The sequence below is a fragment of the Pseudomonas schmalbachii genome, assembly GCF_017589465.1.
Lineage (GTDB): Bacteria > Pseudomonadota > Gammaproteobacteria > Pseudomonadales > Pseudomonadaceae > Pseudomonas > Pseudomonas schmalbachii.
Map to the genome: position 1 here is coordinate 141,318 of NZ_JAELYA010000007.1, position 24,545 is coordinate 165,862.

The window sequence follows — 24,545 nt, forward strand, 5'->3', positions numbered from 1 at the left end:
TTCCGTTTCGCCCCCAGGAAGCTTCCCCATGTCCCTCTCGCCGACCCTGGCTCTTGCCTGCGAGTTGATTCGCCGTCCCTCCGTCACGCCGGTCGATGCCGACTGCCAGCAACTGATGATGCAGCGCCTGGCCGCCTGCGGTTTCGCCCTGGAGCCGATGCGCATCGAGGAAGTGGACAATTTCTGGGCCCGCCGCGCCGGGCGCGATGGTGGTGAAGGTCCGGTGCTGTGCTTTGCCGGGCATACCGACGTGGTACCGACCGGCCCGACGCAGGCCTGGCAGCACCAGCCGTTCGAGGCGCTGATCGACGCCGACGGCATGCTCTGCGGACGTGGCGCGGCCGACATGAAGGGCAGCCTGGCGTCGATGATCATCGCCACCGAGCGTTTCGTCGCCGACCATCCGAACCATCGCGGCAGCATCGCCTACCTGATCACCAGCGACGAGGAAGGCCCGGCGCAGCACGGCACCAAGGCCGTAGTCGAACGCCTGAAAGTGCGCAACGAGCGCCTCGACTGGTGCATCGTCGGCGAACCGTCGAGCACCACCCTGGTCGGCGACATGGTGAAGAACGGCCGCCGCGGCTCCCTCGGCGCCACGCTGAAGGTGCGCGGCGTGCAGGGCCACGTGGCCTATCCGCACCTGGCGAAGAACCCGATCCACCTGGCCGCTCCGGCCCTCGCCGAACTGGCGGCGGAACACTGGGACGACGGCAACGACTACTTCCCGCCGACCAGCTTCCAGATTTCCAACATCAACGGCGGCACCGGCGCGACCAACGTCATCCCCGGTGAGCTGGTGGTGATCTTCAACTTCCGCTTCTCCACCGAATCCACCGTCGAAGGCCTGCAGCAGCGCGTCGCGGCAATCCTCGACAAGCACGGACTGGACTGGCACATCGACTGGGCGCTGTCCGGCCTGCCGTTCCTCACCCAGCCGGGCGAACTGCTCGATGCGGTCGCCGCCAGCATCAAGGCGGTCACCGGTCGCGAAACCACGCCCTCGACCTCCGGCGGTACTTCCGACGGCCGCTTCATCGCCACCATGGGCACCCAGGTGGTCGAGCTCGGCCCGGTGAACGCCACCATCCACCAGGTCAACGAGCGGGTGCTGGCCAGCGACCTCGATCTGCTGACCGAAATCTATTACCAGACCCTGGTAAGGCTGCTCGCCTGATGCTGGTCTGCCCGATCTGCCAGGCCGCCCTGGCCAGCGTCGACAACGGTGTCGCCTGCCCCGCCGGCCACCGCTTCGACCGCGCCCGCCAGGGTTACCTGAACCTGCTGCCGGTGCAGCACAAGAAGAGCCGCGACCCGGGCGACAACGCCGCGATGGTCGAGGCGCGGCGCAACTTCCTCGGCGCCGGCCACTACGCCCCGCTGGCGCAGCGCCTGGCCGAACTGGCCGCCGAGCGCGGTCCGGCGCGCTGGCTGGATATCGGCTGCGGCGAGGGTTACTACACCGCGCAACTGGCCGAAGCCCTGCCCGCCGCCGATGGCTACGCCCTGGACATCTCCCGCGAGGCAGTGAAACGCGCCTGCCGCCGCGCGCCCGCGCTAACCTGGATGGTCGCCAGCATGGCGCGGGTGCCGCTGGCCGATGCGTCCTGCCAGTTGCTGGCCAGCGTGTTCAGCCCGATCGACTGGAAGGAAGCCACGCGCCTGCTCGCCCCGGGTGGCGGCGTGCTGCGCCTGGGGCCGGCCCGCGACCACCTGCTGGAACTGCGCCAGCGCCTGTACGACGAAGTGCGCGACTACATCGACGACAAGCACCTCGCCGACCTGCCCGCCGAACTTTCCCTGGCGCATACGGAAACCCTGAGCTATCGCCTGTCGCTGGACACCCGCGAGGCCCGCGAAAACCTGCTGGCGATGACCCCGCATGGCTGGCGGGTCAACCCGCAGCGGCGCGAACGAATCCTCGCCGAACCTTTCGAGGTTACCGTCGCGGTACGCTACGATTGGCTGGCACGCAAATAACCTGAAGAGGCCCCGATGCGCCAACCGGATATCGAGATCTATGTGAAGGACGCCGACCAGGCCGCAGTCTCCACCTGGCTGGCACAGGCGCTGGGCCCCTGCTCCGCATGGCGGGCGCAGGGCGAAACCTTCAAGTGCGAGGCCGACAGCCCGCACGGGATCATCCCGGTGACCTGGCTGCCGAAGGCGGTGGGCAAGTGGCACAGCCTGTTCATCGACAGCGACGCCACGCCGTGGGACGACGACATTGCCTGCGCCCAGGCCGCCTGCGCCGCATTGGGCGTGGAAGTGCGCTGCGCACCGGGAAGCTGGAGCGAGGACCAGGGCGAAGAGGATGCCGACCGCTGGCTGAAGGTGACCGCCGAGGGCGTGCAGGAAATCACCTGGCGGACGGGTTGAAGCTGTAACGCGGTTTTTCGTAGGTTGGTGCTGAGCGAAGCGAAGCCCAACGATGCCACGCCCGCCAGATGTTGGGCTTCACTGCGTTCAGCGCCAACCTACAGAGCGTGAAAAACAAAGGCCCGTCATTCGACGGGCCTTTGTTTTCGGGGGCTTAGACCTTGGCGACGTCTTCTGCCTGCAGGCCTTTCTGACCCTGGATCACCGAGAACTCCACCTTCTGGCCTTCGACCAGGGAGCGGTGACCATCGCCACGAATGGCACGGTAGTGGACGAAAACATCCGGACCGCTGTCGCGTTGAATGAATCCATAACCCTTGGCGTCATTGAACCACTTGACGGTTCCGACCTCACGATCAGCCATTACCACACTCTCCAGCTATACATTTTATTTTTGGGTGGCCCCCGAAATGAGGACTTCGACGGTATGCCGGGAAACGTCGTTCTCATGCCGGTCCGTGGCCTAGGCCAATGCTGGAGCGGTACTTCGAATAACGCCCTTGGGACAACCGCACTCCGGAGTATATAAATCAAAAGTTGCGAGTGAAAAGCACTTTTTCACACTGGCAACATACCCGCCTGTAGTGGCAAAAAAGTCGCCTTGTGAAGAATTGCAACGCGACTTTGGAAGTTCCATGAAATAGCTCCAAAGCGTGTTGTAGACACTTGCGCGGGGCAGTCATGGGTATCGCTTCGCTCAACCCATCCTACGAACTGACGTAGGTTGGTGCTGAGCGCAGCGAAGCCCAACATCTGTCGGGCGCTGCATCGTTGGGCTTCGCAAGCTCAGCGCCAACCTACGGGCTGGGTTTCTTTTCCAGCATGTCTGACAAGTGCCGGGCGATCGATTCGTACTGGTACGGCTCGATGCGGTAGGCCCAGTCCGGGCGGGCCTGGATCTGGCCTTCGGGGAACTGCTCGACGCGCTTCAGGATCAGCCAGGGCAAACCGCCCTGCTGCTGCAGCTCGCCGCTCAGCTCGGCGCCATCCAGGGTCTTCAGGCTCAGGGTCAGGCTCGGCGGCTCCTTGAACTGCACCTGGTCGAGCGGCGCGGCGTCGGTGAAGGTCAGATGGCCGAAGGGCGTCGCCATGCCGTTGGCCACCGCCTCATAGGCCAGGCTGGCGTCCTTCGGCAACTGCCGCACCTTGAGGTTCGGCTCGTCGGCCTTGTCGCGGTACACCGTCAGCGTCTCGCCCTTGGGATGGTTGACCGACACCTCGCCGATCTGCTCGAACGGAATGCTGGTAACGCGGCGATCCAGCCAGTCCAGCTCGTTCGGCGGCAGTTGCAGGCTCTTGTCGATCAGCCAGACCTGATCGTCCCCCGGCTGGCGTACGAACTGCCCGCCCTGCTGGGCGCTCTTGCCCACCAGGATGTCGACCGGCCCGCCGCTGCTGCGCTCCAGGGTCAGGCGCACGGCGGCGCCCTCGCCTTTCTCGGCCACGCCGAGCTGCGCATGGTTGCCCGGCTCGCGGGTCTTGGCCTCGACCTTGCGCGCCTGCGCCAACTCCTGCAGCAGGTCGCCGACCAGCCGCCCGGCCGCCGTATAGTCGGCCTTGGCCGGCATCACCCAGCCGCCTTCCTTGCGCGCGACACGGATGACCGGCTGGCCGGGACGGGCGATCTGCACGGCGGTCACCTGTTGCGGATCGAGCCCCGGCAGATAGCGAACCTCCTGTTCCGGCGCGATTTCCGGCGCACGCTGCAGCCAGGCGTACAGCCCGCCGAGCAGCACCACGAGCAGGACCAGCAGAATCAGACTCTTGCGTTGCATATGCGGACTCCTCAGGCCTGACGGCGACGACGCCAGAACCACAGCACCAGCACGCCCACGGTGAGCAGTACCGGCACCAGGGCGATGTTGACGAGCTTGAGCTTGCGCCCCAGGTCCTCGATATCGGCATTCAGTTGGAACTGCACGTCACGCAGCTCCTTGCGGATGCGCACGCGCTCCTGGATGAACTGCTGCACCGCCGACTGCTGCTCCGGGGTCAGCTCGGTGACCTTGCTCGGGTCCTGGTTCTGCAGCGCCGCCAGCTTCTGCTCGGTGTCGGTCAGGCGCTGCTTGAGCGCTTCTTCCTTCTCGCGGAAGCTCGATTCGGCCTTGCGCTGCAGCTCGTCGACCACAGTGAACGGACGGCTGAAGCGGCCCCGGGAGCGCACGCTGATCAGGGCGTCCGAGCCGGACAGGTTGTCCAGCGCGTTGATCACGAAGCTGGAGTTGTCCGCCCAGGGCTGCGGGATGCTCTGGCCGAAGAAGTCCTGGACCTGCACCCACATGCGGTCGGTGAGCAGATCAGTGTCGGCCACGGCGATCACATTGATGCTCGCCGCCTCCTTCAGGCCGTCCTTGTGGCCCTCGATGCCGTTGGGGAAAGCGCTCTGCGCCGGCCCCTGGATGCGCGCGGCGATGGTGTAGCGCTCGCCGGACGGCTGCAGTTCGCCCATCAGCCCGCCCGGGTTGCGCAGCGCGGCGAGGCGCTGGGCATCCATCGGCATGGCGTACTGCGAGCTCTGGACCAGCGGGATGAAGCGGGTCTTCGCCCCCTCCAGCGGTGCGAGGATGCCGGCGCTGGCGACGGTGAGGTTCTCCAGGCCGGCGGTGCTCACATCGCTCTGGTCCAGCGCGCGCTTGTCCATGTTCAGCCACAGCGGGTGGCGCTCGGCGCGCTGCCCCTGGCCCATGGCTACGGACATGGCGTAGGAGCCATCGGCCACCACCTTGCCCTCTTCCAGCTTCAGGCCCCAGGCCTTGAACAGCGGTTCGAGGTTGGACGAGCGGTCCTCCGGGGTTTCCGCCGCCATCGGCATGCCGGTATCGGCCTCGCTGTAGGGATCGACGAACGCCAGCAGCTTGCCGCCGCGCAGGACGAACTGGTCGATGGCGTAGAGCGTCTGCTGCGGGAGCTGCTTGGGATGCACCAGCAGCAATACGCTGACATCCTCAGGAATCTGGTCGACTTCCGCTGTCAGGCTGCGCAGGTCGAACTGCTGGCGGATGCCCTCCAGCATCATCCACGGCGAACCCGGCTGCTGCGTCTGCATGTTGAAGCCGCCGCTCATCTGCAGATCGCTGATCAGCCCGACCACCGGCCGCTTCGGCTGCGCCAGGCCCTGGATCAGGCGGCTGACGTCGTATTCGAGGAACTCCTCGTGATCCAGCGGGAAGAACGGGATGGTCTGGGTATTGTCCAGCGCGTTGGTGCCAGCCAGGCCGAAGTAGATCTGGTCGCCGCCCTGGTTCAGCGGCACCGCCTGCAGGCCGAACTCGGCGGCGCGGTCTTCCTCCTCGGAGAACGGCTGCGGGTCGATCACGTGCAGGCGGATCTTGCCGCCAGCCTCGCGCTCGTAGGCCTTGAGCAGTTCCTCGACGCGCCGGGCATAGTTGCGCAGCGGCACGAGGTCCTTGGTGCCCTTGTCGGAATAGAAGAAGTACAGGTTGATCGGCTCCTTGAGCTCGCCAAGGATTTTCTTCGTGCCGTCGGAGATGGTGTACAGGCGTTGCTGGGTCAGGTCCAGGCGCGCGCCGGTGAAGGCCAGCCCGGAGACCATGTTGAAGGCCAGGAACAGCAAGGCGATGACCAGCAGCCCGGCCCCGGAATACATCAATTTCTTCATCTGGGTATCCTCCGAGCCTGTTCAATATCTGCCTGCGCTTGCTCATGCGGCGTTGAAAACAGGCTCAAAATGCTCATTTACAGCTCGTAAACTGCGCTTTTTCGCCTGTTTTCGCCTTGCCTGAGCTGCGCTCGGCTAGATCTTGAACAGGCTCTCAGTCGGCTTTCTTCAGGTCGACCACCACCGCCGTGGCGGCCAGCCAGGCGGCGATCAGGCTGACGAAATAGAGCAGGTCGCGCAGGTCGATCACGCCCTTGCTGATCGCATCGAAGCGGGTCAGGAAGCTCAGCGAGGCGACCGCGTCGATCAGCCACTGCGGCGCCCACGTGCTGAAGGCGTCGAGCACCAGCGAGAAGCCGCTGACGATGAACAGGAAGCACACCACCACGGCGAGGATGAAGGCGATCACCTGGTTCTTCGACAGCGCCGACATGCACGAGCCGATCGCCAGGTAGGCGCCGGCCAGCAGCCAGCTGCCGATGTAGCCGGTGAGGATGGCGCCGTTGTCCGGCTCGCCCAGGTAGTTCACCGTGAGCACCATCGGGAAGGTCAGCAGCAGGGCGATGCCGGCGAACACCCAGGCGGCGAGGAACTTGCCGGCGACCGCCTCGAAGCGGGTGATCGGCAGGGTCATCAGCAGCTCGATGGAGCCGGACTTGCGCTCCTCCGCCCACAGGCGCATGGCGACGGCCGGGATGAGGAACAGGTAGAGCCAGGGGTGGAAGTTGAAGAAGGCGTTCAGGTCCGCTTGGTTGCGCTCGTAGAAGCTGCCCAGATAGAAGGTGAAGACCCCGGACAGCACCAGGAAGATGACGATGAACACGTAGGCCAGCGGCGTGGCGAAATAGCTCGCCAGCTCGCGCTTGAAGACGATCGGCAACTGCCTCATGCCGCTTCCCCCCTGGTCAGGCTGCGGAACACCTCGTCGAGGCGGCCGCGCTCCACTTCAAGTTCCCTGATCTGCCAGCCGCGCTCGGAAACCAGCGCATTGACCTGCGGGAAGATCACCTGCCCCGGCTGGGCCAGCACGGTCAGGCTGTTCTCCACGGGGTTCGCCTCGATGCCCGCGACACCCGGCAGCGCCGCCAGCGCGGCCTGGTCCAGCCCGTCACCGACCAGGGTCACCGCCTGGTGATAGCGCGAGCGGCTTTCCAGCTCGAACGGCGTGCCATCGGCGAGCAACCTGCCGTTGGCGATCACCACCGCGCGGGTGCACAGCGCCGTCACCTCTTCGAGGATGTGGGTGGAGATGATGATGATCTTGTCCTGCGCCAGGCTGCGGATCAGCTCGCGCACCTGATGCTTCTGATTCGGGTCGAGACCGTCGGTGGGCTCGTCGAGGATCAGCACCTTGGGATCATGCAGGATCGCCTGGGCCAGGCCGACGCGGCGCTTGAAGCCCTTGGACAGCGTCTCGATGGACTGCTCGCGGACGTGTTCCAGCTCCAGTTGCGCCACGACACGGGCAACCCGCTCGCGCCGCTCGGCACCACGGAAACCGCGCACGCCGGCGATGAATTCGAGGAAGCCGCGCACGGTCATGTCGCCATAGCACGGCGCGCCTTCCGGCAGATAGCCGATCTGCCGCTGGGCCTGCAGCGTCTGGGTCTGCACATCGAAACCGAGGATGCTCGCGGTGCCCGACGTCGGCGTCAGGAAGCCAGTCAGCATCTTCATGGTGGTGGATTTGCCGGCGCCGTTCGGGCCAAGAAAGCCCAGCACCTCCCCCTGCTGCACAGTGAACGACAGGTCATCGACCGCCGTGTGCTGCGCGAAACGCTTCGTTAGTCGTTTTATCTCGATCATGGTCTCTCACCGTTATCGGTAAGGGCCCCAGAGCCACCAGCGGGGCCCGCCGGAACCGTCCGGAGTGGCGAACGGCTCGCGAAAATGCCGCGGGACTATAAAAAGCCGACCGGCGGCAAAGCAAGACTACAGGTCGATACCAAAAGTTTCCGGAGGTATCGTCGTTGCACTCGCCCCTCACCCTAACCCTCTCCCGGAGGGAGAGGGGACTCCCTAGGTGTGAAGCGAAGCGCCGTGCTCAAGCCCGTACACCGTACAACCCCCTCTCCCTCCGGGAGAGGGCTGGGGTGAGGGTAGAATCGGCACATCCAAATCCCGCCTTTTGCCGCGCCCATGCGATTCCGGCACACTACCCGCCCCTATCAATCGCTTGCTTGCCCGTATGCCCCGTTACCCGTTCCGTCGCTTCGGTTTCAGCGCCCTGCGTCGTCTGCTCTATCTCTGGGTCCGCTCGGAAACCATCAACCAGTCGGCCGTCAGCCTGAGGATCGACCGCAGCAAGCCGGTCCTCTACGTGCTTCAGCAGCCGTCGGTGAGCGACCTGGCGGTGCTCGACACGGAATGCCGCAAGATCGGGCTGCCGCGCCCGGTGATGCCGGTGACGGTAGGCGGCAATAGCGAACCGGCGGCCTTCTTCTATCTCACCCCGGAACCGGACTGGCTCGGCCGCCAGGACAAGCGCGGCGCCCCGCCGGCGCTGGTGCGCAGCCTCGCCTCGATCACCCACAACGACACGGCCGACGCGCAAGTCATCCCGGTCAGCGTGTTCTGGGGGCAGTCGCCGGACAGCGAGAAGAGCGCCTGGAAGCTGCTGTTCGCCGACAACTGGGCGGTGACCGGCCGGCTGCGCAAGCTGGCGCGCATCCTCATTCTCGGACGCAAGACGCGCCTGCAGCTTTCCGCACCAATCCACCTGCGCGAACTGGTCGACCAGGGCAAGGGCCCGGAGCGCACCCTGCGCATGGTCCAGCGCATCCTCCGCGTGCATTTCCGCAACCAGAAGACGGCGGTAATCGGCCCCGACCTCTCCCATCGCCGCACGCTGGTCAAGGGCCTGCTGCGCGCGCCGCTGGTACGCGAGGCGATCCTGCGGGAAAGCAATGAGCAGAACATCTCCCAGGAGAAGGCCGAAGCCAGCGCCCTGCGCTACGCCAACGAGATCGCGGCGGACGTCTCCTACCCGGTGATCCGCTTCATCGAAGTGGTGCTGACCTGGTTCTGGAACAAGCTCTACGAGGGCGTGAAGGTCAACCACATCGAGCGCGTGCAGGACGTCGCCCACGGCAACGAGATCGTCTACGTGCCCTGCCACCGCAGCCACATCGACTACCTGCTGCTGTCCTATCTGCTGTTCCGCAACGGCCTGACTCCGCCACACATCGCCGCCGGCATTAACCTCAACATGCCCGTCGTCGGCTCGATCCTGCGTCGCGGCGGGGCGTTCTTCATGCGCCGCAGTTTCAAGGGCAACCAGCTATATACGGCGGTGTTCAACGAATACCTGCACTCGCTGTTCACCCGCGGTTTCTCCACCGAATACTTCGTCGAAGGCGGCCGTTCGCGCACCGGGCGCATGCTCAACCCGCGCACCGGGATGCTGGCGATCACCCTGCGCAGCTACCTGCGCGACTCGCGCCGGCCGATCGTCTTCGTGCCGGTATATATAGGCTACGAACGGGTCTTCGAAGGCCGCACCTACCTCGGCGAACTGCGCGGCGCGGCGAAGAAGAAGGAATCGATCTTCGACCTGTTCAAGGTGCTGAGCGCACTGAAGCAGCGCTTCGGCCAGGTCTGGGTGAACTTCGGCGAGCCGATCCACCTCACGCCGTTCCTCGAACAACACGAGCCGAGCTGGCGCAAACAGCAACTCGCCCCGGAATTCCGTCCCGCCTGGCTGACCGACGCCACCAACCACCTGGGCCGCGAAGTCGCCCGCCGCATCAATGATGCCGCCGCGATCAACCCGATCAACCTGGTCGCCCTGGCGCTGTTATCCACAGGCCGACAGGCGCTGGACGAAATCGCCCTGACCCGGGTTCTCGACCTCTACCTGAGCCTGCTGCGCAAGGTGCCCTACTCGCCCAGCGCCACCCTGCCGGAAGGCAGCGGCCGCGACCTGATCGAATACGCCCGCAGCCTGAACCTGCTCGCCGAACAGAAGGACGCCCTCGGCCGCATCCTCTACCTCGACGAACAGAACGCGGTGCTGATGACCTACTACCGCAACAACGTCCTGCACGTGTTCGCCCTGCCGGCGCTGATCGCCAGCTTCTTCCAGAGCAACGCGCGGATCAGCCGCGAGCAGTTGCTGCGCTTCGCCCACGCGCTCTACCCGTATCTGCAGGCGGAACTGTTCATCCGCTGGAGCGCGGAGGAACTGACCGGCGAAGTGGACAAATGGCTGGAAGCGCTGGTGGAACAAGGCCTGCTGCGCCAGGAGAACGACGCCTACCTCCGCCCGGCGCCCAGTTCGCGGGAGTTCGTGCAACTTACGCTGCTGGCCCGCGCCATCACCCAGACGCTGCAGCGCTTCTACATGGCCGTCGCCCTGCTGCTGAAAGCCGGGCAGAAGCAGCTCAGCGCGGAAGAACTGGAAGACCTGTGCACCGTCATGGCCCAGCGCCTGTCGATCCTGCACGGCCTGAACGCTCCGGAATTCTTCGACAAGAGCCTGTTCCGCCACTTCATCCAAACCCTCCTCGACCAACGCGTGCTGCGCAAGGACGACGCCGGCAAACTCAGCTACCACCGCCTCCTCGGCGACCTCGCCGAAGGCGCCGCCAAGCGCGTGCTGCCGGCGGAGATCCGGCTGTCGATCCGGCAAGTCGCACTGGAACACCCCGCCCCGTAGGTTGGGCCATCCGTAGGTTGGCGCTGAACGCAGTGAAGCCCAACATCTGTCAGGGCCCACTCCAATACCGTTGGGCTTTGCGAGTGTAGGTTGTGCTGAGCGTAGCGAAGCGCAACGGTGCCACATGCAACGGACGTTGGGCTTCGCAGGCTCAGCACCAACCTACACTCCAGCCCAACATCCGCAGCGCCTCATGGGAGAGGCGGAAAGCCGCACCCCGGACACCCCATCCCAAACGCCTCAACCCCGCATTCCACACGAGTTCACAGACGCGCAGCAGACACCCACCTCATCGAAAAGTTCCCTTTCAAAACAGACCTTTCCGATGAGTTTCCTTGACCCGCTTCACACTTAGCCGGTACATTCGCCGCCGTACGTAAGCTCCCTAACCATCCCCACACGGACAGCTGTTGTGTTCAAAAGGATCTTGATCGTCTGCGTCGGCAACATCTGCCGCAGCCCCACCGCCGAGCACCTGCTACGCCAGGCGCTACTTGGGACTGACGTCCAAGTCAGCTCCGCCGGCCTCGGTGCGCTGGTCGACAAACCCATCGAACGCAACGCCTTGGCCACTCTCCAGCAGCACGGCCAGCAGCCGCACGAACACAGTGCGCGTCAGCTCACTTCCCGCATGCTGCGCGAGTCCGACCTGATCCTGGTGATGGAAAAGCGCCACCTTCAAGGCATCTCGCAGATGGCCCCGGAAGCCCGTGGCAAGACCTTCCTGCTCGGCAAATGGCAGGACGACCGCGAAATCCCCGACCCCTATCGCCAGAGCGAAGCCGCTTTCGAGCACGCCTACGCCCTTATCGAGGAGGGTGTGGAAGCCTGGTCCAAACGCATCCGCCCCAACCGATAAGTCCTACATATAAAGAAGTACAACCATGCAGCAGCAACCCGCGATTGCCATACAAGACCACGACGATGACGAAATCGACCTCCTTGGTCTGTTCGGCACCCTGCTCGATCATAAATGGATGATCGCCAGCATCACCGCGGGCTTCATGGCTGTCGGCGTTGCCTATGCGCTGCTGGCGACGCCCATCTATCGATCCAATGCCATCGTCCAGGTGGAACAGAAGAAGCCGGCCATTCCCGGCCTGTCGGACATGGGCGAGATGTTTGGCGGTCAATCCGAAGCAGTCACCGAAATCGAGCTAATCAAGTCGCGCTCGATCCTCGGCAAGGCTGTGGATAACCTGCACCTGAACATCATTGCCGAGCCGAAGCGCTTCCCGATCGTTGGCAAGTTCATCGCCCGAAAATTCCAGCCGGAAACCGCCGGCGAAGTGGCCGCCCCACTGCTCGGCCTGACCAGCTACGGCTGGGGCGGTGAAGAAATCAGCATCTTCCAGCTGGAAGTACCCGAAGCCCTGCTGGAAAAGAACCTCACGCTGATCGCCGGCGAGAACGGCACCTTCACCCTACTGGATGATGAAGACAACACCCTGGTGCAGGGCGAAGTCGGCCAGCAACTCGAGCAGAACGGCGTGAAGATCCAGGTCGAAACCCTGAAGGCCAACGCCGGCACCGAATTCGACGTGGTCCGCGAGCGCCGCATGACCACCATCCTGAACTACCAGGAAGATCTCGACGTCAGCGAGCGCGGCAAGGAATCCGGGATCATCGCCATGGCCCTGGAAAACGACGACCCAGCCCGCGCCATTCAGGTACTCGATGAAATCGGCAAACTCTACGTGCGCCAGAACGTCGAGCGCACCTCGGCGGAAGCCGCATCCAGCCTGGAGTTCCTCCGCGGCCAGTTGCCAGAAGTGCGTCGCGACCTCGAAAAGGCCGAGAATGCCCTGAATGCCTACCAGACCCGCAGCAAGTCGGTGGATATCAGTCTGGAGACCAAGGCCATCCTCGACCAGATCGTCGCCCTGGATACCAGCATCTCCGAGCTGAAGCTGCAGCAGGCGGAAATGGACCGCAAGTTCACCCGCCAGCACCCAGCCTACCAGGCACTGATCAAACAGATCGGCGAACTCAGCGGCAAGCAGAATGGGCTGTCGAAGCGGGTCGAAGGCCTGCCGGAAACTCAGCAGGAACTGCTGCGCCTGACCCGCGACGTGCAGGTTGGCACACAGATCTACACCCAACTGCTGAACAAGGCCCAGGAACTGGACGTGATGCGCGCGGGCGCCGTAGGCAACGTGCGGGTCATCGATACCGCCGACGTCGACGTCACCAAGCCGGTCAAGCCGAAGAAGCCACTGATCGTACTGATCGCCACCATGCTCGGACTGTTCGCCGCCATTGCCCTGGTGCTGGTGCGCAAGGCGCTCAACCGCGGCATCGAGAATCCGGAAGCCATCGAGCAACTGGGCCTGCCCGTATACGCCTCGATCCCCTACAGCGTGCTGCAGAAGGCCGAGGAAGATAAACGCGGCAAGGGCAAGGGCCGTGCTGCCAAGGCCGCGCCGCTGCTCGCCATCAGCCACCCCACCGACCTGGCCATCGAATCTCTGCGCAGCCTGCGCACCAGCCTGCACTTCGCCACACTGGAAGCGGAAAACAACCGCCTGATGATCTCCGGTCCCAGCCCATCCGTGGGTAAGACCTTCGTCTCCGCCAACCTCGCCGCCGTGATCGCCCAAGCCGGGCAGCGCGTGCTGCTGATCGACGTGGACATGCGCAAGGGCTACCTGCACAAGATACTCGGTACCGATGAGCAGAACGGCCTGTCCGACCTGCTGACCAAGCGCTGCGATTTCGACACCGCAGCTCGCAAGACCGATGTCGATGGCTTCTTCTTCATTCCACGCGGCCAGATTCCACCGAATCCGTCGGAACTGCTGATGCACGCCAACTTCACCGCACTGCTGGAAGAAGCCAGCAAGCACTTCGACCTGGTGATCCTCGACACCCCGCCACTGCTGGCCGTAACCGACGCCGCCATCGTCGGCCGCCAGGCAGGCACCAGCCTGATCGTCGCCCGCTTCGGCCTGAACCCGGTCCGCGAAGTGGACCTGACCATGCGGCGCTTCGCGCAGAACGGTATCGAACTGAAAGGCGCCATTTTCAACGGCGTGGAGAAGCGCGCCTCGGCCTATTACGGCTACGGCGGCTATGGCTACTACCAATACGAATACAAGTCGGACAAGGCCTGATTGGGGGCCGGGGCAAAGCCAATGACTTTGCCCCGAGACTGAAGAGCGAGCCCCTCTCTCCTCTTCACACCAATAACGCACAGCGATTGCCGGTGCACTCCACAACGCATCGGGTTGAAGAACGGAACTTCAGAAGCAACAGGGATAGGTTTCTGAACAGGGGGGCGCCATGCAAGCCGCAAGTTATGGAAAACGCTGGTATCTCGTCCAGTGCAAACCTCGCCAGGACAGACGCGCACAGGAACATCTTGAGCGCCAGGGCTATTCCTGCCTGCTGTTCGAACAACAGGTGGAACGCCTGACCAAGGGCAAGTTGGTCTACAGCAATGAACCCATGTTTCCCGGCTATCTGTTCATTCACCTGGACAGAGTCGAGGACAACTGGCTCCCCATCCGATCGACTCGCGGCGTTAGCCATATCGTGACTTTTGGCAACCAATCCATCCCGGTTCCTCCGGAGGTTATCGAGCGCCTGCAAACCAGGGAAATCGAAAATCCCAGTCCAGTATTCGAAAAAGGTGACAAGGTAGTCATCAATGAGGATGGCCTGCAAAACCTGGAGGCCATCTTCGTGGCAAGAGATGGCGAAGAACGAGTGTTGCTGCTGTTGAATATCCTCCAGCGCCAAACAGTCGTACGCGTACCACTGAAACGCGTCGCTGCCATTGCCTAATTATCCCAAGTAAAGATTTGTCAACCATTGATGGGACCGCTCTAGATCGGCCATTTCCGCCGATCTGGAAAAACGTGAAAGCCTTCACATTCCGGCCCCATTTGCTTAATATCTGTACAGTACACCTAGACACGGCAGAATCGCAGAGACGCTCGACCAAGAGCGCACTCAGAGGCCAAGGATGATTTCGCAGTACCCCTGCACCTCTCCTCCTCGAGCCCGATTACATCCGACTGGCTAAAAGCCGGCCGCATGCCAATTTCCCCTGCCAGACAAATCACGTTTTCAGGAAATTGACGTCAAATCCTGTGGCGGTAGCGTACCAGGTCGCCTTCATCTTGTACTTTACCCACTCCTCCTGCATGAGAAGTTCTTGTAGGAGCGAGCTTTACTCGCGAATGAATCCAGTGCCAGGCAAATTCGCGAGGAGAGCTCGCTCCTACACGTACTTACTGAACTGTAACCCGCCCCCTCTAGAGCGCCATGCCCCAATCCAGTAAGTAACTTACGGTAAATACGTCACCATAATTTCACAAATGAGATCTCGTACTACTCACACGTACCATTCGTAGGAGCCAGTTTGCTGGCGAACATCCTGCAAAGCCCAACCCGGCTACTACAAACGAACAATCCACCTTAAGCACCGGCACAATCCCTCTCCTCCCGAAGTGGCCGGTCGTCATCATCAAAACCAGACTCAAAGAGAAACGACTTGATTACGGCATTGGATACGTTGGGCTCGTGCAGGGAGCCGTATTGGCGGAAGTTGGCCACGATGTGTGTGTCGATACCCAGAAAGTCGAACGCCTGAAGCAAGGCCGCATTCCAGCCTACGACCCCGGACTGGAAAGGCTAGTAAAGGAAAGCCACAGCGCAGCACCTCTCGCTTCTCTTCCTCGCCTTCGCAAGCGTCCGACCAACCAAAACCCCACCACCGAAATTGTGTCCTCAGGAAATCGACCGCCAATCGTGGGGCGGTAGCGTGCAAAATGCGCTCGCTCTTTTAAAAAACTACACCTCTCGCAAAGAGAAAAGCTGAATCAATCTAATTCCAATAGTACATATTCAGAATTACATTTTTCTTGACAAAATCCATACCGCAACTTATTGACAACGACAAACACTAACCCAAAGAAATTTTCGGAAAATATAGTTTAAAAGAGACATTTAGAAATCCTAGAAAATGTCAGCTCCCACATGACTTTTAAAGAGCTGCGTGCGACAACCAAAAAGACATCGCACAAGAAGCACTCAATATAACCAAAAACATATGAATGCATACACTCAGACAAGGATCCGCTCAGCAAAAGTTCAATAACGCCTTCTTAAGCCACATACAAACCGCCGCCCAGCCAAGCGCTAAAAAGGTCAATAGAGAAGAAACTCAAGCGCCAATCAAAAAACAGAGCAACCAAAACGCCATTGGACATCAGAGATATGCTGGGAAAAATCAGTTACTCACTACTTAACAATATAGCAGTCGCCATCTTCCCAGTTATAACAATCCCTATAGTACTACATAAGATACCTTTGGATACGTATGGTGAATACATAAGTATCTATCTCGCATATACAATTGCCAACAGCATAGTCATCCTCTCATTTTCATCAAGCGCAAACCGATCTTATCTAGAGTCGACATTAAGAAAAGAAGAAGAAAAGTGTTTCATAAAACTAATCACATGCCAATTTTTATTGACAATACCATTATTTTTAATTTATACAACAGCAACAACCATTATACCAACAAACAACAAAGCAATAACATGCCTATTTCTTATAGCCACAATTTCATCTTCATTAAATGTCGACTGGTATTTTTACGCCAAACAATTATACAAAATGTTATTTTGGAGAAACCTTTCACTAAGGGCAATCGCCATAATTCTTTTGCTGCTCAGCATAAAAAATGAAGGCGACATAACAATCTATGCACTAATAACAAGCACCTTAATAGTTTCAACGAATCTCCTCGGTTTTCTTATGGCTTGGAAAGAAAACGTAACCAAGCCATTAAAAATCACAAAACTTCTCGACGCATGGCAAGAAATTAAAAGCGCAAAGCATTTCTATACCAACTCGGGAATCGCAACATCTTACCAACAACTAGACCAGATACTAATTGGCTCCTTACTAGGTGAAGCTCATCTTGCAAAATTAAATATCTTAAAACAACTAATTCTAGTCCCAACAAACATAACCGGCACTTATTCTAAATTCTTCACCACACAAGCTGTATTATCGAGGAGTACTGGGACCTACAAAAAGACTATAAAAAGAACTCTCAAGGGGTTCGTATTATTATTATTAGCACTAGCTATTATAGGGTTACCACTTGGGCTCCCGGTTATCAACTTCCTGACGGCCAGCCAAGCAGATTACTCTTTCAAAGATATAGCGCTATGCGCTGGTGTAGCCTTAAGCACATCCGCAGCAGTATTCATAAACACTCAAATCAGCATTCCGCTAAAACTAGAAAAAATCAACACAGCATCAAATATATTCGTATCCGCAACAAGCTTATTGACAATGTATTCACTTCACGAAGAGTATGGGTACTTAAGCGCGATAATTGGGCTATTAGCGGGTGAAACTCTCGGCGTACTCATAATGATAACGCTACACATCCTATACAAAAGAAAAAGAAACAACACAAACATCACTATTTCAAACTAAAATCATCCCTCATGAATTTCCCTAAAATTATTGTTCTATCCCTTCCGCAAGAGAACTTGCGAAGGGCAAACATCCAGTCTCAACTTGAGAGTAGAGGACTGGCATTCTCATTTTTTGACGCACTAACTCCAGAACAACTTCCAGAAAAAATCCCAGAAGACACTCGCCTAACACAAGGGGAATATTGTTGTGCTAAGTGCCATAACCTAATCTACTCCGTGGCAAAAAATCACAACTACACAGTGATACTTGAAGACGACGCAATTCTACAAGAGAATTTCGACGCAACAGTACTCGAAATAATCAATATTATTGAAAATTTGAACAAAAAGCCTGATGTCATTATCCTGGGCTACTCAAAAATCCCACCAGAGGACAAAAGAAAAATATTCAGGTTCAATCCACTTAAAATAAAGAAAAGCACAGACTTGGTGAAGTTAGGCCACCCTCATAGAGAATGGAAATGCGGGACAGTTGCTTACCTAGTTACAAAAACTGGAGCCTCAAAGCTGTCGAGCCTCACTAAAAACATTATTGCAACTGCTGATGACTGGAATCACTTCCGCAATAATGACATTGAGATCTGGCATAGTAACCCCTTGCTTGTCCTAGAGGGATACAGAAATTTTGATAGCGCAATTGAAAAAGAGCGGATGAATTTCAAAGAAAACAACCCATTATTCAATATAATACGATACGCTCGAGGCTTTGCAAGAAGTATAAAACTAGCCTTTTCTTAGAAGCCCCAGAGCAATCTCCAATCAAAATGAATACGCTTCGAATTTCACCAACAAAGCTAATAGCGGGAATAGCATTCCTACCTATATTCATATTTATTTCCTGGACATCTGCATTCGAAACAGAAATGATTCTGGATAATGAAATGTATCTATCTAGATATATGAATATTTCTATGAATCCCTTCCCCTTCGGCATTGAGTTTGTGCCAGCCCTTATAATGCACGCCAGCTCCCTGCTCGGACTTTCTTATTTTGAATTTCTATTCATAAAAAGCCTTTCTTGGATATTCATATTAAATAGAATATCCAACACCATTGGAAAAGGCAGCATCATAAAAATAATTTTAATGCTCGCATTTTTATTACCTTCATTCCACTCAATCACAGCCTTCTTATTAAGGCAATCTTTTGCTTTTGAATTTGCGATACTTGCTATTACATCTAGAAATCCGCGCACAAAATTAATTTACTCAATATTGATGATATTTAGTCAGATATCATCAATATTATGGCTTCCACTAATTTTGCGGGATCTTTCAAAAATTTTTCTCAATAAATCAATGCTGGGCACAATTTTATTTATAGGAATCGTCAACTCAGTTTTCAAACTTGACTTCCACTCCCCATTTATCCAAATATCCAACGATATAATTAATATTTCAGGAATATTCTCAAACAACCTTCAGACAAAAGTTGACTTCTATACATCAGGGCATCACTCCATTGATTCGGCGAGCACGGCGTCAATTAAAAATACAATAGCGATCTATGTGTCTCTTTTCTTTCTTTTGCTATCTCGTCGTGAGAAATCACATAAGGACATCCATAAAATTACATCAATCTTTATATTAACTGCTGCATTTTTCTTCATATTCTATACGAACCCTATATTGGCCAATCGTCTTGGTTATGCCGCATACTTTCTACCAGGAATATTCTTAACACTATCCCTTGAAAACCTCCTTCGCTCCTATAACTTGGGGAGCCTGTATAAACTACCCACTATAAGAAGGATATAATTATGAAAATTCTTCACGTAACAGACTGTTACGCTGGTGGAGTTAGCAGAGCTATAGACACAATTACCAAAATCACTCCAACATACGACCACTACCTTGCGTGGTCCGGAAAAGAATCTCCAACAGAAAAATCAAATTACATCGAGACCTTCCAAATTCATGGTGGAATTCTAAAAAAAGTAAAGCTAGTACGAACACTAGTAAACATAATTAGGCCTGATATTGTCCACGCTCACTCTAGTTGGGCAGGTGTTTACACTAGGCTTCTACCACTGCCATGCAGAGTCATATACCAACCACACTGCTTTGCATTCGATGACCCAGAAAGAAAGCCAACAACAAGAGCATTCTACTTCCTAGCGGAGTCCATACTAAGTAGAAACTCGGAATGCATAATTCATCTCTCTGAGCACGAAAAAAAACTAGCGTGTAAGATCAACTCAAAAGCCAAATCCTTATACTTACCCAATGCGCCGACAATTCAAAATCTCCCGAGCAAAAAAAAATCTAACTCAATAAAAGAAATTGTCATGGTTGGACGTCTGGCCCCCCAAAAAGCGCCATTTTTTTTTGCCGAAACAATAAAATTAATTACAACTGAAGAGAATATTAAATTCACCTGGATAGGTGATGGCGAAGAAAAATATAGAAAGATGCTATCCAAATTAGGTGTTGAAGTCACAGGCTGGCTTGATGAGGTGCAACTAGCCAATCGGCTATCCTCTGCATGCATCTATTTCCACACTGCTAGCTATGAAGGATATCCATTAAGTGTCCTTGACGCCGCATCCAGTGGGCTCGCTGTGTTAGTTCGTGACATTCCTGCCTTTAGTGAAGACACATTCATCAAAGTGAAGACCCCTTCAGAAGCAGCAGCGTCCATTCTGGAGTTAATAAAGGACACAGAAAAACTTAATCTCGCACGACAAGCGAATAATGCGACACTTGCACGAATGAACTACTCCACACAGAAAAAAGCACTGCTCAATATTTATAATGGAGAATAATATGGAGGTGCACTTTCCTGAGCGAATAATTGATCGCCACGTAGGTGGGAACACTACCTATACTCGAAAAATATCACAAGGTTTGCAGGCTAGGGGAGTGAATGTCAGAAGGATTCCGGCAGGAAGATCTCCATACAGTACGATCTTTTACGAATCACTTTATGGTTTAAGAAAATTCAGCAAGGACACAATTCTGCATTACTCAGCAGACACAGGGCCTCTTTTTAAGACAAGGAGCAAATCAATTGTAACAGTTCACGGAGTCGCAAGCCGCTGGATTAATGTAGCGCGCACCTCAACGCAAGAGTACATATGGCGAAGAAGAGTTGGCCTTGCAATCAAATCCACCAACAACATAATAACTGTTTCAAATTCGAGCGCTGACGACATAGCTGAAATATTTGGCGTGGACCGCAAGAGTATAAAAGTAATTCATCACGGTATCGATACCGATGTCTTCTCCCAAAAAACGCAATTATCTGAAAATATTGCGAAGATACTGCCGAGCCAATATGTACTATATCTTGGCAACCTAGAACCGAGGAAGAACATAATCCCTCTTATAGACGCTTTTAGGTCGCCGGATCTCAGAGCTCTAAATATCCCACTTGTAATTGCCGGAAGACCAGCCTGGAACTACAAGGAAATTCTCAAAGCTATCAACAACTCAAAAAATGTTATCTATCTAGGCTTTGTAGATGACAGTGACAGAGTGGCACTTATGCAAAACTCGTCACTCTTTGCCTTTCCTAGCTTATACGAAGGCTTCGGGTTTCCAATTCTAGAAGCATTGGCAGCTGGAACAGTTGTAATTACCTCAAGAAAAGGTTCTCTGGCAGAGGTTTCAGGCCCTTCTTTAGCATTTCAAGAGTTAGACTCAGGATCCATAGCATCAGGAATCCATGACGCGCTAACCAATAATAAGGAACGACTAAACTGCATAAAAAATGCCCCCGACTGGGTTTCAAAATTCAGTTGGAACTCAAGCATAGACAAGCATATTGAAACCTACAAAGAGCTAATAAACTCATGAATAAGGTTCTGATATTGCATGCTTATAGCGCAGAAAATGCCGGTGACGGGCTATTAGTCTCACAAGCCATAAATCTCGCCAAAGAAGCTCTTGGCGAACAAATTGAAATTACAATCTGCGCATCGCACCCGAAATCATTCGCCCAACTTAGCAACATAAAAATACTGGACTCCATGCCCAAATGGTATGGATACAACACAAGATACTTAAGAACCCTTTTTTCGGCAAGAAAGTTTGATGTCATCATTGGTGTCGGCGGAGGATACTTGAGAGCCGGAAATTACAATGAGGCTTTAAAGACATTATTAGTTCACGGGCCACAGCTTATTTGCGCAGCATTCAATGGCCGCAAATCAATATACCTCCCCCAGAGCATTGGCCCTATTCACAGAATATTAAAACCCACCTTCTATTTACTCCTTAGTAAACTACGCAATGTGTTCCTCCGAGACAATAGGAGCATGAGCGATTTTCCTGTTCCAACAGCAAGCAGAATGGCCGATCTAGCCATACTTGAGGTTTTCAAAAACACTGAATGTAAGCTAGAACTAGCTAGCCTCGAACCAATTTTCTCTGTACGTTTCTTAAACGGCATCATCCCAATAGGCGTGCTAGACTTAATATCACGCTTTGAGATTTATGACGCCTATATTCAAAGCACTGTTCGCAGCAATGATGACAGACCCGCCACAAGCTTATTGAGGCCCCAACATATAATTCCAAGAGAGAATTTTATAGACCGAAACAATAAACCCAGAGTTGTTATTGCAATGCGGTTACATGCGGCATTAATGGCGCTCGCTGCCGGTCACTTTGTTATACATCTCTCTTATGAAAGAAAGGGATTCGGCGCCTTTGGCGACCTAGGACTTCCCCAATACGTCCACAATGTCAACAACTTCTGTATCGACACCATTTATAGTCAAATACACTCGCTAACTGAAGACATAGATGTTCGTAGCGCCTATAAAAAATGTATAGCAAGCGCTAAAAGCAAGACACTACTAGAGCACGACTCCATACTCAAACACATAAGAAAACTAGCAACCAATTAAAGCAAAACTAACCCACCCAACATTCTTATAAAAAATCACTCCCTACACATAGGAAAATAAATGAACCTCTCATTAGTTCCTGTAGTTATGGCTGGAGGATCAGGATCACGTCTTTGGCCATTGTCACGCCAACTCAATCCTAAGCAATTTCTTCCACTAGCGAACGGTGAGCTATCGATGCTGCAAGCCACAATTCGGCGTTTGGAAGGGCTCAATGTCGCTCTTCCATATCTAATCTGCAACGATCAGCACCGATTTCTCGCAGCCGAACAACTCCGCCAATTGGGGATGGAACAGGCCAAAATTTTGCTTGAGCCAGCTGGCCGTAATACTGCGCCAGCAATTGCACTCGCTGCACTGCAGGCCATAGATGAAGCGAATGATCCAATCCTCTTGGTGCAGGCAGCTGACCATCTGATCCGGGACGTTGCTTCGTTTCACTCAGGCATCCGTTCAGCTTTGCCGCTTGTTGCAGAAGGCAAGCTGGTTACCTTTGGAATTGTCCCCAACCACCCGGAAACTGGTTACGGCTACATCGAAAAAGGTGAGCCAGTAAGCGACAGTGGATATATGGTTATCCGCTTCGTCGAAAAGCCGACTTTGCTCACCGCTCAAGAGTATTTTGTAAGCGGTAGACACTACTGGAACAGCGGCATGTTCATGTTCCGCGCTAGCCGATATCTAGAAGAGCTTGAACGGTTCCGCCCTGACATTCTCGATGCCTGCCGGAAGGCCATCGCCGGCGCCACTCAGGACATGCACTTCACTCGCGTTGAGCCAACAGAGTTTCTGGCCTGCCCAGAGGACTCCATCGATTATGCAGTAATGGAAAAGACTACCGACGCAGTAATGGTGCCATTAGATGCAGGGTGGAGCGATATTGGGTCTTGGTCTGCTCTTTGGGATGCGAGCCAGAAGAATGAACAAGGAAACGTATTCAAAGGCGACGTTTTCGATGAGCAGACGCGCCAGACCTACGTCCATGCCGATAGCCGACTGGTTGCAACCGTCGGGTTAGAAAATCTGGTAATCGTGGAAACTAAGGATGCAGTACTCGTTGCACATAAAGATCATGTTCAGGATGTAAAAAAGATCGTCGACCGTTTGAAGAAAGAAACTCGCAGCGAGCATCTGAACCATCGAGAAGTTTATCGCCCATGGGGCATTTATGAATCTATCGACAATGGCAAACGCTACCAAGTAAAGCGGATTACTGTACAACCCGGCGCTAAACTCTCTGTTCAAATGCACCACCACCGAGCAGAACACTGGATTGTCGTCAGCGGAACAGCAAAGGTGACCAATGGTGACCAGATCTATTTAGTAACAGAGAACCAGTCGACCTATATCCCTACAGGCCAGATTCATGCTTTGGAAAACCCCGGAAAGATTCCGCTAGAGCTGATCGAAGTTCAATCCGGCACTTATCTCGGCGAAGATGACATTATTCGCTTCGAAGACAAGTACGGCAGAGCTTGATCCTCAAAACTAATGAAAACACCACATGGGACTCTCAATAATGACTGAAACGGTCCTTGTAACCGGCGGCGCTGGTTATATCGGCTCGCACATGACACTTTCCCTACTCGAAGCCGGCATCCAAGTGGTAGTATTGGATAATCTTTGCAATAGCACAGCTGAATCATTACGGCGGATTGAGCGTATATGCGGTAAGGCACCTGTATTTATCCAGGGTGACATTCGTAACAATGCAATACTAGATAACATTTTCACTGAGCATCGCATTGACGCAGTACTGCATTTTGCGGGCCTTAAAGCTGTTGGTGAGAGCGTTCAGAAACCGCTCGACTATTACTCCAACAATGTCGCTGGCAGCCTGAACCTTTATCAGGCAATGGCCCGTGCAGGGGTGTTTCATTTGGTATTCAGTTCTTCAGCCACCGTCTATGGCGAACCTGAGCAAATGCCGATCAGCGAGAATGCCCCTATAGGTACTCCTACTAATCCTTATGGGCGCTCGAAGCTCATGGTAGAGGAGTTACTCAAGGATTTGGCGCACTCCGATCCGCGCTGGAGTATTGCTCTACTGCGCTATTTCAATCCGATTGGCGCTCACGAGAGCGGCTTAATCGGAGAGGACCCCAATGGAATTCCCAACAATTTGCTGCCCTACATCAGTCAAGTCAGCATCGGCAAGCTCAAGGAACTTGCCGTATTCGGAAACGACTATTCCACTCGCGATGGAACAGGTATTCGTGACTACATCCATGTAGTCGATCTGGCTGACGGTCACCTAAAAGCCCTGCAAGCAATTTCCACTCAGAGCGGTATACATGTATGGAACCTTGGAACCGGAACTGGCTACAGCGTGCTGGAAATGATTAAAGCATTTGAGCACGCCAGCGGGGTGCCTGTACCGTATCGCATCGCACCTCGTCGTCCCGGCGACATCGCTGAATGCTGGGCAGACCCCTCCAAGGCCGCTCGCGAGCTAGGTTGGCAAGCCAAACGAGGATTGGAAGAAATGATGCTCGATACTTGGCGATGGCAATCAGGCAACCCACAGGGGTATATGGAGTAGACTGGCGCGTCAAAAATGCGGAGCAATAATTT

20 protein-coding genes and 1 pseudogene are annotated in these 24,545 nt (G+C 55.5%); 16 read left to right on the plus strand and 5 right to left on the minus strand.

Annotated elements, in window-relative coordinates:
* The first annotated feature begins 28 nt into the window (after window positions 1-28).
* Genes dapE through JFY56_RS18110 form a run of 3 tightly spaced genes read left to right on the plus strand, consistent with a single transcriptional unit; the run spans window position 29 to window position 2,379 of the window.
* Window positions 29-1,177 (plus strand): succinyl-diaminopimelate desuccinylase, encoded by a 1,149-nt coding sequence (gene dapE, locus JFY56_RS18100; RefSeq protein ID WP_208315325.1) that lies wholly within the window; start codon window positions 29-31, stop codon window positions 1,175-1,177.
* On the plus strand, window positions 1,177-1,980 hold the full coding sequence (locus tag JFY56_RS18105) for a putative RNA methyltransferase (protein ID WP_208315326.1): 804 nt from the start codon (window positions 1,177-1,179) through the stop codon (window positions 1,978-1,980). Before dapE ends, JFY56_RS18105 begins: the two co-directional genes overlap by 1 nt.
* Window positions 1,981-1,995: 15 nt before the next feature.
* The gene (locus JFY56_RS18110) at window positions 1,996-2,379 is read left to right on the plus strand and encodes a hypothetical protein (RefSeq protein ID WP_208315327.1); all 384 of its coding nucleotides are present in this window, start codon (window positions 1,996-1,998) and stop codon (window positions 2,377-2,379) included.
* 154 nt (window positions 2,380-2,533) lie between these two features.
* Here the strand turns inward: JFY56_RS18110 and JFY56_RS18115 are convergent, their stop codons facing one another.
* The 5 genes from JFY56_RS18115 to JFY56_RS18135 form a co-directional block, all read right to left on the minus strand.
* Window positions 2,534-2,743 carry a cold-shock protein gene (locus tag JFY56_RS18115; protein WP_015476243.1) on the minus strand — a complete coding sequence of 70 codons (210 nt, stop codon included), beginning with the start codon at window positions 2,741-2,743 and terminating at the stop codon, window positions 2,534-2,536.
* 433 nt (window positions 2,744-3,176) lie between these two features.
* Entirely contained in the window at window positions 3,177-4,154 is a 978-nt protein-coding gene (locus tag JFY56_RS18120; protein WP_208315328.1) for a DUF4340 domain-containing protein, read from the minus strand.
* Between the two features lie 11 nt (window positions 4,155-4,165).
* The gene (locus tag JFY56_RS18125; RefSeq protein WP_208315329.1) at window positions 4,166-5,998 is read right to left on the minus strand and encodes a GldG family protein; all 1,833 of its coding nucleotides are present in this window, start codon (window positions 5,996-5,998) and stop codon (window positions 4,166-4,168) included.
* Between the two features lie 154 nt (window positions 5,999-6,152).
* Window positions 6,153-6,887 (minus strand): ABC transporter permease subunit, encoded by a 735-nt coding sequence (locus tag JFY56_RS18130; RefSeq protein ID WP_208315330.1) that lies wholly within the window; start codon window positions 6,885-6,887, stop codon window positions 6,153-6,155.
* Window positions 6,884-7,804, minus strand: a complete 921-nt coding sequence (locus tag JFY56_RS18135; RefSeq protein ID WP_208315331.1) for an ABC transporter ATP-binding protein — start codon at window positions 7,802-7,804, stop codon at window positions 6,884-6,886. Before JFY56_RS18135 ends, JFY56_RS18130 begins: the two co-directional genes overlap by 4 nt.
* Window positions 7,805-8,186: 382 nt before the next feature.
* Here JFY56_RS18135 and plsB point away from each other — a divergent pair, with 382 nt between their 5' ends.
* The 13 genes and pseudogenes from plsB (at window position 8,187) to galE (ending at window position 24,513) form a co-directional block, all read left to right on the plus strand.
* Window positions 8,187-10,655, plus strand: coding sequence for a glycerol-3-phosphate 1-O-acyltransferase PlsB (gene plsB / locus JFY56_RS18140; protein ID WP_208315332.1), 2,469 nt, complete (start codon window positions 8,187-8,189; stop codon window positions 10,653-10,655).
* A 412-nt stretch (window positions 10,656-11,067) separates the two neighbouring features.
* Window positions 11,068-11,514 carry a low molecular weight protein-tyrosine-phosphatase gene (locus JFY56_RS18145; RefSeq protein ID WP_208315333.1) on the plus strand — a complete coding sequence of 149 codons (447 nt, stop codon included), beginning with the start codon at window positions 11,068-11,070 and terminating at the stop codon, window positions 11,512-11,514.
* A 25-nt stretch (window positions 11,515-11,539) separates the two neighbouring features.
* Entirely contained in the window at window positions 11,540-13,768 is a 2,229-nt protein-coding gene (locus JFY56_RS18150) for a polysaccharide biosynthesis tyrosine autokinase (RefSeq protein WP_208315334.1), read from the plus strand.
* Window positions 13,769-13,937: 169 nt separating this feature from the next.
* Window positions 13,938-14,441 carry a transcription/translation regulatory transformer protein RfaH gene (gene rfaH, locus JFY56_RS18155; protein WP_208315335.1) on the plus strand — a complete coding sequence of 168 codons (504 nt, stop codon included), beginning with the start codon at window positions 13,938-13,940 and terminating at the stop codon, window positions 14,439-14,441.
* Window positions 14,442-15,125: 684 nt separating this feature from the next.
* A pseudogene (locus JFY56_RS24450) lies at window positions 15,126-15,326 on the plus strand (hypothetical protein); the annotation flags it as partial.
* 552 nt (window positions 15,327-15,878) lie between these two features.
* Window positions 15,879-17,117 carry an oligosaccharide flippase family protein gene (locus JFY56_RS18165; protein ID WP_208315336.1) on the plus strand — a complete coding sequence of 413 codons (1,239 nt, stop codon included), beginning with the start codon at window positions 15,879-15,881 and terminating at the stop codon, window positions 17,115-17,117.
* 11 nt (window positions 17,118-17,128) lie between these two features.
* Window positions 17,129-17,857 carry a glycosyltransferase family 25 protein gene (locus JFY56_RS18170; protein ID WP_208315337.1) on the plus strand — a complete coding sequence of 243 codons (729 nt, stop codon included), beginning with the start codon at window positions 17,129-17,131 and terminating at the stop codon, window positions 17,855-17,857.
* Window positions 17,858-17,883: 26 nt separating this feature from the next.
* A complete protein-coding gene (locus JFY56_RS18175) occupies window positions 17,884-18,876 on the plus strand; it encodes an EpsG family protein (protein ID WP_208315338.1) in 993 nt (330 codons plus the stop codon).
* A 2-nt stretch (window positions 18,877-18,878) separates the two neighbouring features.
* Window positions 18,879-19,883: a glycosyltransferase gene (locus JFY56_RS18180; protein WP_208315339.1), complete on the plus strand. Its 1,005-nt coding sequence runs from the start codon at window positions 18,879-18,881 to the stop codon at window positions 19,881-19,883.
* Window position 19,884: 1 nt separating this feature from the next.
* Window positions 19,885-20,916, plus strand: a complete 1,032-nt coding sequence (locus JFY56_RS18185) for a glycosyltransferase family 4 protein (protein ID WP_208315340.1) — start codon at window positions 19,885-19,887, stop codon at window positions 20,914-20,916.
* Window positions 20,913-21,971 (plus strand): polysaccharide pyruvyl transferase family protein, encoded by a 1,059-nt coding sequence (locus JFY56_RS18190; RefSeq protein ID WP_208315341.1) that lies wholly within the window; start codon window positions 20,913-20,915, stop codon window positions 21,969-21,971. The genes JFY56_RS18185 and JFY56_RS18190 overlap by 4 nt, the downstream gene beginning before the upstream one ends.
* 60 nt (window positions 21,972-22,031) lie before the next feature.
* Window positions 22,032-23,450 carry a mannose-1-phosphate guanylyltransferase/mannose-6-phosphate isomerase gene (locus JFY56_RS18195; protein ID WP_208315342.1) on the plus strand — a complete coding sequence of 473 codons (1,419 nt, stop codon included), beginning with the start codon at window positions 22,032-22,034 and terminating at the stop codon, window positions 23,448-23,450.
* Window positions 23,451-23,490: 40 nt separating this feature from the next.
* A complete protein-coding gene (gene galE, locus JFY56_RS18200; protein WP_208315343.1) occupies window positions 23,491-24,513 on the plus strand; it encodes a UDP-glucose 4-epimerase GalE in 1,023 nt (340 codons plus the stop codon).
* The last annotated feature ends 32 nt before the right edge of the window (window positions 24,514-24,545 follow it).

Coding starts and splice junctions, on each gene's coding strand:
- plsB (WP_208315332.1), top strand. CDS start 8,187: ATGCCCCGTTACCCGTTCCGTCGCTTCGGTTTCAGCGCCCTGCGTCGT.
- rfaH (WP_208315335.1), top strand. CDS start 13,938: ATGCAAGCCGCAAGTTATGGAAAACGCTGGTATCTCGTCCAGTGCAAA.
- dapE (WP_208315325.1), top strand. CDS start 29: ATGTCCCTCTCGCCGACCCTGGCTCTTGCCTGCGAGTTGATTCGCCGT.
- JFY56_RS18125 (WP_208315329.1), bottom strand. CDS start 5,998: ATGAAGAAATTGATGTATTCCGGGGCCGGGCTGCTGGTCATCGCCTTG.
- JFY56_RS18120 (WP_208315328.1), bottom strand. CDS start 4,154: ATGCAACGCAAGAGTCTGATTCTGCTGGTCCTGCTCGTGGTGCTGCTC.
- JFY56_RS18180 (WP_208315339.1), top strand. CDS start 18,879: ATGAAAATTCTTCACGTAACAGACTGTTACGCTGGTGGAGTTAGCAGA.
- JFY56_RS18130 (WP_208315330.1), bottom strand. CDS start 6,887: ATGAGGCAGTTGCCGATCGTCTTCAAGCGCGAGCTGGCGAGCTATTTC.
- galE (WP_208315343.1), top strand. CDS start 23,491: ATGACTGAAACGGTCCTTGTAACCGGCGGCGCTGGTTATATCGGCTCG.
- JFY56_RS18105 (WP_208315326.1), top strand. CDS start 1,177: ATGCTGGTCTGCCCGATCTGCCAGGCCGCCCTGGCCAGCGTCGACAAC.
- JFY56_RS18185 (WP_208315340.1), top strand. CDS start 19,885: ATGGAGGTGCACTTTCCTGAGCGAATAATTGATCGCCACGTAGGTGGG.
- JFY56_RS18165 (WP_208315336.1), top strand. CDS start 15,879: ATGCTGGGAAAAATCAGTTACTCACTACTTAACAATATAGCAGTCGCC.
- JFY56_RS18190 (WP_208315341.1), top strand. CDS start 20,913: ATGAATAAGGTTCTGATATTGCATGCTTATAGCGCAGAAAATGCCGGT.
- JFY56_RS18195 (WP_208315342.1), top strand. CDS start 22,032: ATGAACCTCTCATTAGTTCCTGTAGTTATGGCTGGAGGATCAGGATCA.
- JFY56_RS18110 (WP_208315327.1), top strand. CDS start 1,996: ATGCGCCAACCGGATATCGAGATCTATGTGAAGGACGCCGACCAGGCC.
- JFY56_RS18135 (WP_208315331.1), bottom strand. CDS start 7,804: ATGATCGAGATAAAACGACTAACGAAGCGTTTCGCGCAGCACACGGCG.
- JFY56_RS18150 (WP_208315334.1), top strand. CDS start 11,540: ATGCAGCAGCAACCCGCGATTGCCATACAAGACCACGACGATGACGAA.
- JFY56_RS18115 (WP_015476243.1), bottom strand. CDS start 2,743: ATGGCTGATCGTGAGGTCGGAACCGTCAAGTGGTTCAATGACGCCAAG.
- JFY56_RS18175 (WP_208315338.1), top strand. CDS start 17,884: ATGAATACGCTTCGAATTTCACCAACAAAGCTAATAGCGGGAATAGCA.
- JFY56_RS18170 (WP_208315337.1), top strand. CDS start 17,129: ATGAATTTCCCTAAAATTATTGTTCTATCCCTTCCGCAAGAGAACTTG.